Source organism: Bacteroidota bacterium, from assembly GCA_016183775.1.
GTDB lineage: Bacteria > Bacteroidota > Bacteroidia > JABDFU01 > JABDFU01 > JABDFU01.
On sequence record JACPDY010000141.1, the window covers coordinates 1 to 14,917 of the forward strand.

The 14,917-nt window shown below is 40.6% G+C and carries 10 protein-coding genes; 6 read left to right on the forward strand and 4 right to left on the reverse strand.

The genetic code is table 11. From position 1 onward, the window contains the following. Positions 1–137: 137 nt before the first annotated feature. Genes HYU69_15880 through HYU69_15895 form a run of 4 tightly spaced genes read right to left on the reverse strand, consistent with a single transcriptional unit; the run spans position 138 to position 4,071 of the window. Positions 138–2,255, reverse strand: coding sequence for a transpeptidase family protein (locus HYU69_15880; protein MBI2271821.1), 2,118 nt, complete (start codon positions 2,253–2,255; stop codon positions 138–140). A 23-nt stretch (positions 2,256–2,278) separates the two neighbouring features. Then, positions 2,279–2,629, reverse strand: coding sequence for a hypothetical protein (locus tag HYU69_15885; GenBank protein ID MBI2271822.1), 351 nt, complete (start codon positions 2,627–2,629; stop codon positions 2,279–2,281). Between the two features lie 55 nt (positions 2,630–2,684). Continuing rightward, complete coding sequence (rsmH, locus tag HYU69_15890; GenBank protein MBI2271823.1) at positions 2,685–3,608, reverse strand: 16S rRNA (cytosine(1402)-N(4))-methyltransferase RsmH; 924 nt, start codon at positions 3,606–3,608, stop codon at positions 2,685–2,687. Further along, the gene (locus HYU69_15895; protein ID MBI2271824.1) at positions 3,595–4,071 is read right to left on the reverse strand and encodes a division/cell wall cluster transcriptional repressor MraZ; all 477 of its coding nucleotides are present in this window, start codon (positions 4,069–4,071) and stop codon (positions 3,595–3,597) included. Before HYU69_15895 ends, rsmH begins: the two co-directional genes overlap by 14 nt. Positions 4,072–4,437: 366 nt before the next feature. On the opposite strand from HYU69_15895, the gene HYU69_15900 reads away from it, so the two are divergent. From HYU69_15900 to HYU69_15925, 6 genes are all read left to right on the forward strand, one after another. After that, positions 4,438–5,262: a 1-acyl-sn-glycerol-3-phosphate acyltransferase gene (locus HYU69_15900; GenBank protein MBI2271825.1), complete on the forward strand. Its 825-nt coding sequence runs from the start codon at positions 4,438–4,440 to the stop codon at positions 5,260–5,262. 424 nt (positions 5,263–5,686) lie between these two features. Then, positions 5,687–6,610 (forward strand): GNAT family N-acetyltransferase, encoded by a 924-nt coding sequence (locus tag HYU69_15905; protein MBI2271826.1) that lies wholly within the window; start codon positions 5,687–5,689, stop codon positions 6,608–6,610. Positions 6,611–6,755: 145 nt separating this feature from the next. Further along, on the forward strand, positions 6,756–7,388 hold the full coding sequence (locus tag HYU69_15910; protein ID MBI2271827.1) for a YihA family ribosome biogenesis GTP-binding protein: 633 nt from the start codon (positions 6,756–6,758) through the stop codon (positions 7,386–7,388). Between the two features lie 146 nt (positions 7,389–7,534). Further along, positions 7,535–9,406, forward strand: a complete 1,872-nt coding sequence (locus tag HYU69_15915; protein MBI2271828.1) for a T9SS type A sorting domain-containing protein — start codon at positions 7,535–7,537, stop codon at positions 9,404–9,406. 35 nt (positions 9,407–9,441) lie between these two features. Next, positions 9,442–12,126, forward strand: a complete 2,685-nt coding sequence (locus HYU69_15920) for a T9SS type A sorting domain-containing protein (protein MBI2271829.1) — start codon at positions 9,442–9,444, stop codon at positions 12,124–12,126. Positions 12,127–12,219: 93 nt separating this feature from the next. Continuing rightward, positions 12,220–14,775: a tetratricopeptide repeat protein gene (locus HYU69_15925; GenBank protein MBI2271830.1), complete on the forward strand. Its 2,556-nt coding sequence runs from the start codon at positions 12,220–12,222 to the stop codon at positions 14,773–14,775. Positions 14,776–14,917: the final 142 nt, after the last annotated feature.

The following is a 14,917-nucleotide window of genomic DNA, read 5'->3' on the forward strand; positions in this document are numbered from 1 at the left end:
GAATCAAAACAAACTGAAGTGATGGCCAGATTGGTCGACCCGATCACTTCAAGCAGTCCTGCTTTATAGAGTATGTCTTTTAATAATTTCATAAAAGCCTCAGCCAAACCCTCTCCGAGGGAAAGGATTTTATTATTTTATGTTAATTCGAGTTCTATTGTTGTTCCTTTTGTAAATCGCGTTCCTGCTTCCAATGATTGTTTCGTGATAACACCGCTGCCCCTGAGTTTTACATGGAAGCCATTGTTCTCGAGAATGAACAAAGCATCCTGTGCCACCATACCTATCATGTTGGGAACAATATTCTTTTTGAGATCAAGCTCTACTTTTGATAATGAAAGGGTCAATGCTGTTGAATCGTTCATCTGTATGCTGGCCCAGCGGGCATCAACAGGTCCCGCGTCGGTCTTTACATTCAGATCTGTAAGAACCTTTTGTATATCCTTTAACGATCCCGCTTTTGAGGCAGGCGCTTTCAGGGCAAACTCCGGCTGTACGGCATTGATCTCTTTGTGTATTTCAAGGCTTGTGGAGTATACTTTATCGGCGATATCTTTAAACACAGGACCAGCCACCTGTGCACCGTAGTATTCCCCGGTTGAAGGAGCGCTGACAACAACTATGCAGGAATACTTAGGATTGTCGGCTGGAAAATATCCTACGAATGAAGCCTGGTATGTCGCTTTCTTATCCCGATCCTTGTATGAACCATTAACCAGAATCTGAGCAGTACCCGTTTTACCCGCGATCTGGAAAGTTGAATTCTTTAGTGTCTTGCCTGTACCATTCAGCACAACGCCTTCCATCATTTTCCTGGCCATCTCAATTGTTTTCTTTGAACAGATAGGTGGAACACCAATTGTTTCCGATTCAAATTGTTTTATGAGCTTGCCCTTTTTTCTAATCTCTTCCACAAACTGCGGACGAACCATAACACCATTGTTCGCCACAGCATTATAGAATGAAAGTATTTGCATGGGGGTAAACAATAACTCATACCCATAGGCCATTTGAGGCAATGTGACACCCGACCAATCTTTGTCTTTTGTTGTTTTAACACGTGGCCTGGCTTCTCCCGGTATAGCTAAACCCAATGGAGAATTAAGATTGAATTTGCAAAGACGGTCAACAAACTTCTGAGGATCCTTTGCATAATAGCGGTAAATAATTTTCGCCACACCAACATTCGATGATTGTTCAAACACTTCTTCCACTGTCATTTTCGATTTTTCGGGACGGTGAGAGTCCCTTACTGGCACGTCAAAAAATTTACAGGTACCGTTGCCGACATCTACCGTATCATCCAAATCAATGTATCCGTCTTCCATAGCGGCCATCAATGAAGCCAGTTTAAATGTTGAGCCGGGATCGGTGGCTGAACCAATGGCGTAATTGTAATTCTCAACGTATTCACCCGAATCTCTTCGTGCAAGGTTGGCGATAGCTTTAATGGCACCTGTTTTCACTTCCATCAAAATGGCGCAACCATGATCCGCATTGTTCTTTGCCAACTGCTTCAACAAGGAATGTTCTGCCACATCCTGTATGTTAATATCAATCGTTGAGATCACATCGCTGCCGTCTTCAGGCTCTACCTCATTCTCATCATTCAATGGCATCCAAACGCCGCCCGCTATTTTTTGCATCAGGCGCTTACCGCTTGTACCTTTCAGAAATTGATTGAAAGCGCCTTCCAAACCAATCGGCTTTACATCTTCGCGTTCATAACCAATAGTGCGCGAGGCAAGAATCTGGAACGGACGTTCCCTTCTGCTTGTCTGAAGCACCACAAAGCCTCCCTTGTTCTTTCCCAAACGGAACAATGGGAATTTTTTGATCAGCTGAAGTTGTTTATAAGAAACTTCCTTTGCCAGCTGCACATAACGATCGCCAGAGGTCCGCGCCGTTTTCAGATCCCGGTAATATTCTCTTCTTGATCTCTGCTTCAGCAGGCCGGATAGTTCAAGCGCAAGTGAATCCGAGTGTTTATTAAATTCGGCTGCAGGTAAATTCCGGAGGAATTCGGTATTTACATCAATACCGATCTCATAGTAAGGCAATGACGTGGCCAGCAAATTCTGGTTCACATCATATATATTTCCTCGGGAAGCATTTACAACAAACTCCTGGGTAGTAAGGGTTTTGGCTTTTGCCCGCCATACATCCCCCTCTTTGAACTGAATGAGAGCAACCTTGGTAATTATGGAGACACCGAAGAGGCATATGCATACATATACTAGTATTACACGCCACATTATGTCTTTTTTAATGTCCAAGTCTATTCTGAATGTGTTGGTGGTTTATTTGTTTGTACTGTTATTTTTTTTGGCGGAACAACCGATTCTTTTAATCCCATCGCAAGAGCCGCCTTTGCCACTTCCGATTGCTTGCTGATAAACATCAGGTCTGATTTTGTGATGATATACTCAGAACGCAGCTCTTTCAATTCATCCGTTAATTTGTTTTGCTTACGCATTTTCGCTTCAGCATAATAACCGTTCGCTATGTAAATGACAGCCAGCAGCGATAAAAACAGGAGAAAGGGCAAAAAGCGCATCGTCTCCTCGCGCGAGAGAAAATTTCCGCTAACGACACTTTGAAATGATTTGACTACCTTTTTTGCTTCCATGCCTCACCTAAATCGCTCTCCAAAAGGAGAGGGACTTTTTGATTTTGTTATTACTTTATATTTTTTCCTTTACTTCCACTTTTTCTGCTATTCTCAATTTTGCGCTTCGTGCCCTGGTATTTTCTTCCATTTCCACTTCGTCCGGTATTATTGGTTTTCTTGTTATCAGTTTAAAGGGAGATAAAGAGTTTCCGTAAAAATCTTTTTCCGCGTCGCCTTCAAATTTTCCGCTCCTCATAAAATTTTTCACCAACCTGTCTTCCAGTGAGTGGTAGGCTATCACTACCAATCGTCCGCCCGGCTTCAACACTTCAACACTTTGGCTCAGCAGTTCTTTCAGCGCATCCAGCTCTTTGTTCACTTCTATCCTCAGGGCCTGAAAAAGCTGCGCGTGGTATTGATTCTCTTTGCCTCGCCTTACAAACTCATTCGCTATTTCTTTCAGGTCATTCACTGTTTCAATGGCTTTTGATTTACGCTTTGTACAAATGGTGCGGGCCAATCTGCCTGCATTCTCCAATTCCCCGTACTCTGAAAAAATTCTGCGGAGCTGATCCTCCTCGTAGGTATTTATAACTTCCCTGGCAGTTAACCGCAGGTGCTGATCCATCCGCATGTCGAGCTTAGCGTCGAAGCGGGTTGAAAAGCCCCGGGCCGCTTCATCAAACTGGTGCGATGAAACACCTAAATCGGCGAGGATACCATCAACAGGAAGCGCATTGTACAGGCGGAGATAATTTTTCAGAAACCTGAAATTCTGCTTCACCAGTATCAACCGCTCATCTTCCGGTTTGTTCCTGATCGCCTCCTCGTCCTGGTCAAACGCGATCAGCTTACCTGTTGTGAGGTGCGTCAGGATCTCTCTTGCATGACCTCCTCCTCCAAACGTCACATCGGCGTAAATTCCTTCGGGGTTAATGTTCAATCCTTCAATACAGTCTTGTAAAAGAACGGGGGTATGAAAATTATTTTTTGTCATTCGGATCGGTTGAGCCTGTTCCACCCATCACATCCTCGGCTAGCTTATCAAAGTCGGCGCTGTTCTCTTTAATGAATTTCTCATAAGCGCGCTTATCCCACAACTCAATACGATCCGTCGCCGCGGCCAATACCACATCTTTTTTAATTCCGGAAAACTGCACCAGATCTTTTGGTATCAGCATACGTGAGTTGTCATCGAGCTCCAGTGATTTCACACCGTAGTTGAACATGCGGATAAACTCTACATTCTTCTTCACAAAGCGATTCAGCTTGTTTACATCTTTCACCATTTCGTTCCAGGTACCGATGGGATACAGCTCCAGCGATTTACTGAAAATGCTGCGCTTGATAACGAAGCCCTGACTCAGCACTTCCGCAAGCTGCTTCTTGAACGCGGCGGGAAGCATTACGCGTCCCTTTGCGTCTGCGCTGCATTCATAAACACCAAACAGGCTGATCATGGCTTTTTTTCTTGCGTGTAAAACTACACAAAAAAATCCCACATTTTACCACTTTATCCCACTTTTGTTGAAAACTTTTTCACCAATGCCGGAAATGTGATCGAAAAAGATCGTTGTTTTGGAAAATAATTTTTACTTAAATCGCACGACTGATTTAGTATTCAGCAATTTTTTTATTTTCGATGTGCCGGTTATTTTTGTGTCACAAAGCGCGGTGGGAGAATTGTGGAAAAGACTGCAGTTCTTATACCGAGCGAACAAGGATGTCAATGTTCGGTATATACGGTTCTAAGTCAATTAGGCGGATGAAATATCCTTAAATTGACTAAAAACCGGTAAAACAAAAAAAAAGCTTAACGTTGCACCATGAGTGAGGAGAAAAAAATACCGCAGATCGACCTGGAGAATATTATCAGGAGTAAAAATCCAAAACTCCTGAAAGTATTACCCGGCTTTGTATTGCGCTATATCAAAAAGATCATTCACCAAAATGATGTAAATGAATTTTTACGGCTTCATCACCATGAATACGGACTGGATTTCGTAAAGGCCGTTATAAATGAGTTCGGAGTTAAAGTATCGAGTACGGGCCGGCAAAACATACCCAAAACAGGAGGCATTGTCATCGCGTCCAATCACCCGCTGGGCGGACTGGATGCGCTGCCGCTGATGGATGAATTAAGCAAAGTGCGTTCCGACATGAAGTTTCTGGTGAATGACGTATTGATGAACCTTGAAAATCTCGGCCCCCTGTTCGTCCCGGTCAATAAGCACGGGAGGAACGCCCTTGAGAACACACAACGTATCACACAAACCTATGGATCTGACAACTGTACACTCATCTTCCCGGCGGGCCTGGTATCACGTAAACAAAACGGAGTAATAAAGGACCTGGACTGGCACAAAAGCTTTATAACACAAGCCGTGAAACATCAACGCAATATCATTCCTGTTTTTATTGATGCCTGTAATTCAAATTTCTTTTACAACCTTGCACTTTGGAGGAAACGCCTTGGCATTAAAGCTAATATTGAGATGTTTTACCTGGTAAATGAAATGTATAAACAAAAAAACAAATCAATAAACATTATATTTGGAGAAGCCATCCCATATACCCTGTTCACTAAAGAACATTCGGACAGGCATTGGGCACGTTGGGTAAAGGATCGTGTTTACAAACTTAAGCTGTAGTTTAGATTTATTGAAACCCGATCAGCATTATGTGAGCTAGGTGAAATGCTACCAAAACTCCAAAGCACTAAATCCCACAAAAAGGATTTAAATAAATTTACAGTGGAGCTGAAATAAAGATTCGTATTGGAAAAATTATTGATTCGTTGGCGAAATAATTTGGTGGGATTTGGTGATTTAGTGTTTTTGTGGCGATAAAATTATTTTTGAGATTAGAGATTATACCGAATAAGATTATTATATGGAATTTTCAGAAAAACATTTGGCGAAAATTTGGTGCTTTCGTGCTTTGGTGGCTAAAATCCAATTGCCACTAAAACACCAAAACACTAAAGCCCACCAAAACCCTTATTCGATATAAACTCAATTAGAAATAAAAGAAACATTTGCCTGTAATATCCGTATAAAAGGCCAAAACTGTTGTATGAAGGAAATAATTGCTCCGATAAGTAAAGAAATTTTACTTGCCGAACTTACAAAGGAGAGGTTTGTACGTGATACAAACAACGGGAACAACGAAATTTATATCATAACGCATACCGATTCGCCGAATGTAATGCGCGAGATCGGACGGTTACGCGAAATAACTTTTCGTGCCTCAGGAGGAGGGACAGGAAAAGAGATCGATATCGATGAGTTTGATATTTCTTCAACCCCCTACAAACAACTTATAGTATGGAACCCGGAAGAAAAAGAAATTGTAGGCGGTTACCGCTACATTCATTGCAAGGAGGCTGTTGACGCGAATGGCAACATAAACCTTGCCACTACCGAATTGTTCGGGTTCTCAGAAAAGTTTAAAAAGAATTACCTGCCCTATACGATCGAACTCGGGCGTTCATTTGTTCAACCTAAATTTCAGCCCAGCAGCGAAAATCGTAAAGGCTTGTTTTCCCTGGATAACCTTTGGGATGGCCTGGGTGCAATGGTGGTTGACAACGCTGATGTTAAATACCTATACGGAAAAGTTACCATGTACACCGATTTTAATGTGCCTGCGCGCGACATGATCCTTTCGTTTATGAAATATTATTTCCCGGATGATGAAAAGCTGGTTTGGCCGCTTAACGCTGTATCCATTAAAAATGACATGACTGAATTTTTAAAATCTATACAAGGCCTTAGTTATAAAGACGGCCATCATGTGCTTAACAAAAACGTACGGGCGCTTGGCGAAAACATCCCTCCACTCATTAATTCCTATATGAACCTCTCGGCTACCATGAAAACTTTTGGCACTGCTATTAATACCCACTTTGGCGGAGTTGAGGAAACAGGAATACTCGTAACTATTGCCGATATTTACGAGACAAAAAAAGAAAGGCATGTGAAGTCGTATGTGAAGTGAGGGACAAGTGAAGGGGACGAGGGGCGAGGGAAGGAGTTGGAAGACGGAAGACGGAAGACGGAAGGTGGAAGGTGGAAGGTGGAAGACGGAAGATAGAAGGAGAAAGAAGGTTGAGTATGTTATCTTTACAGATTGAAAATCCATTATGAAAATAAAATCATCGAAGTTTATCATCAGCAGTGTTGATGTAAAAATGTGTCCTACTCCTACCCTGCCTGAATATGCCTTTATTGGCCGTTCAAATGTCGGCAAGTCGTCGCTCATTAACATGCTGACTGAAAAAAAAGAGCTGGCTCATACATCTTCCAAGCCGGGAAAAACGCAGCTCATCAATCATTTTCTTATTAATGATGAATGGTACCTGGTTGATTTACCCGGATACGGTTACGCGACCATTGCTAAAACAAAAAAGGCGGAATTTGATGTATTTGTGAAGCAATATATTTTGCAGCGTACAAGCTTATTATGCGTATTTGTGCTGATCGACTCGCGTTTAGCGATACAGGCCAGGGACAAAAAATTTATGGAATGGCTGGCCGAAAAAGAAGTTCCTTTTACAATGGTGTTCACCAAGACCGATAAACTCGGAAAAACCCAACTTGATAAAAATCTGGAAGCTTATAAAACTGAAATGTTAAAAAGCTGGGAAGAGTTACCTACATACTTTGTTACTTCATCACACAAAGCGACCGGCAATAAGGAAATACTTGGATTTATAGCGGATACAAATAAGTTGTTTAAAAAGCCGGCATTGGCCCGGGATAAATTCCCCTTATAGAAACCCCTTCTAATTATTGACACATCGCTCAAAACTATAGGAAACACTGTGTTTATTTCCTATTTTAGATGGAATGGTATGACAAAACTACTTAACACAATACAAATATTTCTGATTTTCCAAAAATTAAATTTATGAAATTAAAAATGGATCGATCAAAAAACAAAATCCCTTTTATTGGATTTAGCAATAAAGCGCATCTGCTTCTTATTCTTAATTTATCATTTTTAATTTCTGCCGAAGCCCAATGGTTTCAAACAACAGCACACGGAGGCGGCCTGATCGGTGCGCTAAAAATCCAAAACGACAGTTTATATGCAGCATCTTATAAAAACGGGATATTTCTTTCTACAGACAGTGGAACTACCTGGTCATCAACATCTACCGGTTTAACCGGCATTCAGGTAAATTGCATAGAAGCCTTAGGAGGTTATTTGTTTGCGGGAACGTATGACAAAGGAATGTTTCGTTCAACCGATAATGGACTTACCTGGACAATAGATACTTCAGGAATAGGCAGTAAAAACATAAGGGCACTTGCGGTAAATGGCAACAATATTTTTGCAGGTACCTTTATGGATGGTATATATATGTCAAGTGATTATGGCGCCACCTGGACTCCAAAAAACACCGGATTATCCGGAACCGGCCTATGGAACACATCTCTGATTGCACGTAGCGGAATTTTGTATTCTGCTGCCGGAGATAGATTATTTCAGTCGGCCAACAATGGAACAAGCTGGACTCCCCTAAGTGCAGCGTTAGGTAAGTCAATTACCTGCCTTGCAATAAATGGCAGTAAGTTTTACATAGGGACTCAATCAGGCTTGTTCTATTCCAATAACGGAGGGGTTACCTGTACATTAATGTCCAATCTCGGATTAAGTAATAAATTGATGAGCACACTGGCAGTTAATGGTAACGATTTGCTTGTTGGGACGCAGCTGGGTGGTGTTTATTATTCTAATAATAACGGGATTAATTGGAGTCCTGTAAACAGCGGGCTGCCAAGTAAAACTATATATGCTCTGGCAAATAGCGGAAATTTATTTTATGCAGGACTGTTTTCATCCGATGTATACTCATCAAGTATTAATAATATCATTAAAGGAAACGTTTCAACAAACGCCGCATCTGTAAATTCAGGATACGTAAAACTTTACCGGAACGACACTAAAATTCACATGGTTTTAGCCGATTCGGTTTCAATAGATGTTTCAGGAAATTATACATTTAACAATGTATTTTCAGGAGGACCCTATACAATTTACGCCAATTGCAAAGCTAATTACCCTGCAACTATGCCAACTTATGCAGATTCTGCTGTTTTATGGGATTCAGCAAAAGTGGTTACTGTTTCAGGCACTACAATCCAAAATATTCAGCTGAAGGTATTGCCAACAACTACAGGAAAAGGTAAAATAGCAGGCAAATTAGTTAAGGGTAACAAATACGCCAAACTCGTAACTCCCGGCGATCCAATACGAGGCGTAGATGTCAGCATTGGCAAAAAACCCAAGTCTCATAGCTCAATTGTTGCGCATACAACTACTGATGTCAACGGCGATTATTCATTCGAAAATATACCAACAGACGACTACCAGGTGTTTGTTGATATTCCGGGTCTGCCGATGGACTCAATATACACTGTTTCAATTACCTCAACCGATACAGTATTCAATAATTTAAACTATACAGCAGATTCCGCCAAAATATATATTGATGCTTCTACAATTGGAATTTCAAAACATCTTCAACCTGATAATTCAAAGATCAATGTGTACCCCAACCCTTTTACCAACAATTTCAATATCCGGTTTGAGTTGACAAAAAACGAATTTGTACAGATTGAACTTTATAATTCATTGGGCGAAAAAATGCAAACGATTGAAAGTAATTATTTACAAAAGGGAACATACAATAACACAATTGCCTGTAACCTTGCGCCAGGTATTTATTTGTTGAAAGCGGTAATTGGAGATCACAGCTGCAATAAAACTATTATTAACCTGAATTAATATCTTTATTAAACACATCTTCATTTAACAACAACATGAAAAAACGCTACCTATTCTTCCTTATTCTTAATTTTTCATTCTTAATTTCTACTTCCGCGCAATGGCAGCAAACACCCGGTCCGGCAGGTGGTGATATACGTGCATTGGCAGTAAACGGCAGCAATATTTTCGCCGGAACCAATGGCAGTGGCATATTCCTTTCCACAAATAACGGAAACTCATGGTCTGCTGTTAATTCCGGACTGACAAATCTAATTGTATACTCATTTCTGGTCAACGGAACAAATATTTTTGCAGGAACATATGGTGGCGGAATATTTCTTTCTACCAATAATGGAGTTACATGGTCCGCCATAAATTCAGGATTAACAAATCTTTCCGTTTATTCCCTTGCAGTCAGTGGCACTAATATTTTCGCAGCGACAAATGGTGGTGTCTTTCTTTCCACAAACAATGGAACTTCATGGACAGCTGTTAATTCAGGACTAACGGGTCTTTTTATCAGATCTTTAGCAGTAAATGGAACCAATATTTTTGCAGGAACTACGGGCTATGGAGTATTTCTTTCTACCAATAATGGCACTTCATGGACTCCGGTTAATTCAGGTCTATCAGACCTGGATGTTAATTCCCTTGTATCAAGTGGCACAAATATTTTTGCAGGAACCTATAGCGGCGGGGTATTTCTTTCTTCCAATAACGGGACTACCTGGACAACTGTGAATTCCGGCTTGCCTGCTACAAGCATATATTCCTTTGCAGTGAGTGGCAGCAATATATTTGCCGGCACCAGTGGCATGGGGATATTTCTTTCTGTCAATAATGGCACCTCATGGACGGCTGTCAATTCCGGGTTAACAAATTCATATGTCAGATCTATCGCTATAAGCGGAACAAATGTTTTTGCAGGTGCAGAGGGTGATGGCATGTTCCTTTCCACCAATAACGGCACTTCATGGACCGTTATTAATTCAGGTATAACAAATATTGAAGTGCGTGCCCTTGCATCAAATGGTACAAATATTTTCGCAGGGACTTCCAGCAAAGGAGTGTTCCTTTCTAGCAATATGGGAAACACATGGAATCCAGTTAACACAGGGCTAACAAATACAAATATTCGCTCCCTGGTAACAAGCGGTACAAATATTTTTGCAGGGACTTTCGGTGGAGGAGTATTTTTTTCCTCGAATAATGGGACATCATGGACCGCTGTTAATACAGGATTAATAAATACATTTATTCAATCTCTTGCGGTAAGTAGCGGAAATATTTTCGCAGGAACTTCAAATGGGATATACCTTTCAACCGATAATGGAGCATCATGGACTGCTGTTATTTCAGGGTTAATAAATAAGAATATTATATCCCTTGCGACCAGCGGCAGTGATATTTTCGCAGGAACAAATTGCTGCGGAATATATCTTTCTTCCAATAACGGAACTTCATGGACTGCTGTCAATTCCTGGAGCATACAGGTTAGTGCCTTGGCGGTAAGTGGCACAAATATTTTTGCAGGAACTTTCGGGTCTGGCATATTACTTTCTACCAATAATGGCACTTCATGGACTCCTGTTAATATTGGATTAACAAATAAAAATATCTTATCCCTTGTGGTAAGTGGCAGCAATATTTTCGCCGGAAGTTATGGAAATGGCATATTTCTGTCTACCAATAGCGGCACTTCATGGAGTCCAGTTAATGCGGGACTAACGAATACAGACATTCGTTCCTTAACTGCGAACGGCACAAATATTTTCGCTGGGACTATTGGAAGTAGTGTATTAAAATCTTCAATTAATAACACTGTAAGCGGGGTTGTTTCAGACAAATCCGGTTATGTAAATTCTGGCTATGTTAAGTTGTATCGCAATACAAGCGGCATGCACATGGTTTTAGCCGACTCTGTTTCAATAGATACTTTTGGGAATTATACCTTTAGTAATGTATTCTCCGGCGGCGGATATATAATTTACGCCAATTGCAAAGCCAATTACGCAGCAAGCATGCCAACTTATGCAGATTCTGCTGCTTTATGGGATTCGGCAAAAGTGATTACTGTTTCGGGCGCTACAATCCAAAATATTCAATTGAAAGAACTACCAACAAACACCGGAAAAGGAAAAATAGCCGGCAAATTAGTAAAGGGTAACAAATACGCCAAACTCGTAACTCCCGGCGATCCAATACGAGGCGTGGATGTCAGCATTGGCAAAAAACCTAAGTCTCATAGCTCAATTGTTGCGCATACAACAACTGATGTCAACGGCGATTATTCATTCGAAAATATATCATCAGGCGATTACCAGGTGTTTGTTGATATTCCGGGCCTGCCGATGGACTCAATATACACTGTTTCAATTACCTCAACCGATACACTGTTCAATGATCTGAACTATACAGCGGACTCGGCCAAAATATATATTGATGCTTCTACAATTGGAATTTCAAAACATCTTCAACCCGACAATTCAAAAATAAATGTGTACCCCAACCCTTTTACCAACAATTTCAATATCCGGTTTGAGTTGACAAAAAACGAGTTTGTACAGATTGAACTTTATAATTATTTGGGCGAAAAAGTGCAAACAATTGAAAGTAATTATTTAAAAAAGGGAACCTACAATGGCATTATTACCGGCGATCTTTCGCCAGGCATGTATTACCTGAAAACCGCCATTGGAGCTGACCTTTATAGTAAGTTCGTTATAAAACTGAATTAATGTTTCAGTGCGAATTTCAATAACTCCTTCGAATTCAAAATTGAAGTAAATTATCCTATCTTTAGCCCTGTAGCCCAGCTACGGGGCTTTTTTATGGCAAAATTGAAAAGACATATATGTAGTTTATTTGTTATCCTTCTTTCATCTTTTATTTCTTTATCTCAAACCTCCAAAACAGATAGCCTTGAACAAGCTCTTTTCACTGCCAACGACACATCTAAAGTAAAACTGCTTATCCGTCTTTGCGAAGCTTACACAGAGAATACCCCTGAAACAGCTCTCATCAGGGGAGAAAATGCCTTGTCACTTTCCAAAGAATTAAAGTATTCATACGGAGAAACGAATGCCCTGAATGCATTGGCCAGCGTGTATTACAGCCGTGGGGAAGAAAATAAAGCACTTGACTTCTACAAACGGGCACTTTTGCTGGCACAATCAAACTCCTTTAAGAATAATGTTTATGACATCTATTCCAATATCGCCTATATTTATTTTGTAAAAGAAAATTACGACACTGCACATGTTTTTTACAACTCCGCCCTGCAGATCGCACGGGAGTCAGAAAATAAGCCATCTGAAATTGCCGCACTTAATTCCGTTGCAGGTTTATTTTATTACCAATCCAAATATGATAAAGCACTTGAAAACTATCTCGACGCTTTGAAAATTTCCGAATCCATCAACAACAAAGAAGGTATTGCCCTTTGCTATATGGGAATCGGGAATGTGTTCAATGCGCAGAAAGAATACGATAAAGCCCTGAGATTTTATGGCGATGCCTTAAGCGCAAATGAGGCCATTAATGAAAAGTCCGAGATCGCCAATTGCCTGAATAATATAGGAACTGTTTATGAAGAAAAAAAAGAATATGATAAGGCCCTCAATTATTACCAGCGAGCGCTGATGCTAAAAGAAGAGTTAAAAGACAAAAGCGGGATTGAGAACAGCTTATCAAATATTGGAAATGTTTACTTACAAATAAATAATTATGACAAGGGGATCGAATATTATTCAAGGGCTATAAAACTTTCGGAGGAGAACGATAATAAAAGCGGGCTCGCCCAGGGGTATTTTAACCTGGGAAATTTGTACGCGAAGAAAAACGATCATGAAACGGCCTTATTATACCTGAATAAAGGACTGGTGTTTGCCAAAGAAACAGGCCGGAAAGATTTTCTTAAATCATGTTACGAAGAGCTGGCTGACGTATATTCAAAAAAGGGTGATTATAAATTAGCCTTTGAAAATCACAAACTTTTCGCCAATGTAAAAGACACAATATATAACGAACAATCCAGCAAAAATGTCGCTGAGATGCAAACCAAATACGAAACCGAAAAAAAAGAAAAGGAAATAGCCCTTCAACGATCCGAATTGAGCAAACAGGCTATTGTCCGTAATTCGCTTATTGCCGGCGTACTTCTTGTTTTACTCATCGCCTTCCTGACCTACAACCGCTACCGTATCAAGAAAAAAGGCAATGAATTGCTTACTGCCATAAATGCCGAACTGGATGTGTTAAGCCTTGTAGCCCGCGAAACACATAATGGCGTGATGATATGCGATGGGGACGGCACATTTCTATACATGAACCACGGTATATACCGTTTGTTCGGGTATACTTTCGATGAAATCAAGTCAGTATTCGGGACCAGGTTACAGGATTTCAGTCACAATCCAACTATTGATGATATGATCAGGGAAGCAATAGAGAAAAAAACACCCGTTTATTATGAATCACTCAACACCACCAAGGCCGGGAATAAATTGTGGATAGCAACAACACTTACGCCTATTAAAAATGACAAAGGAAACGTTGATAAAATTGTTGTGATCGATGTTGACATTCATGACAATAAGTTGAAAAGCCTGAAAATAGAAGATCAAAGTGTAGAAATTCAAAAAAGTATTAATTACGCCAAACAGATCCAGGAAGCTTTATTGCCGGATATGGATACGATCATCGAAGGCCTTCCCGGGGCTTTTGTTGTTTACAAGCCAAAAGATGTGGTAAGCGGAGACTTTTACTGGTATGCCGACTGGAATAACAGCCATGTTATTGCTGCTATTGATTGTACCGGGCATGGAGTTCCGGGCGCGTTCATGTCGGTCATGGCACATAACATTTTGTCACAAATGATCTCTGTTTCCGTGATAAACAGGCCGGGATACGTTCTTGAGAACCTGCACGAAATAGTGAGGGCCTCGCTCAAACAGCACAAAATAGATTCTACCTCAAGAGATGGAATGGACATTGCCATGTGCAGGATAAGTAATGATAAAAAAACACTTGAATTTGCGGGCGCCATGCGGCCAATATACCATGTAAGAAACGGCATACTGAATGAAATTAAAGGAGATAAATATGCTATAGGCGGATACCAGTCGGAAGGCATTCGAAAATTTACAACCCATAAAATGGAACTTGAAAAAGGCGATTGCATTTACCTTTGCTCTGACGGTTATGCGGATCAGTTTGGCGGTCCGGAGGGGAAAAAATTTATGACCAAGCGCCTTAAAGAATTGCTTGTTTCCATCAGTCCGCTTTCTGCAAGCAAACAAAAGGCCACACTCGAAAAATCATTCACTGATTGGAAAGCGGACAAAGAACAGATTGATGATATTCTTGTTATAGGTGTGAAAGTATAACTAGGGTGATCACGAAAATCTAAACAACACTATTCACAAGGTCTTGGTGATAAGTGGCATGTAAAAAAGCCCCACAATGGCAAAGAATTTGCACAAAGTGAGGCATGAATCGCAATACAAATTTACTATTTTCTGATAAAGA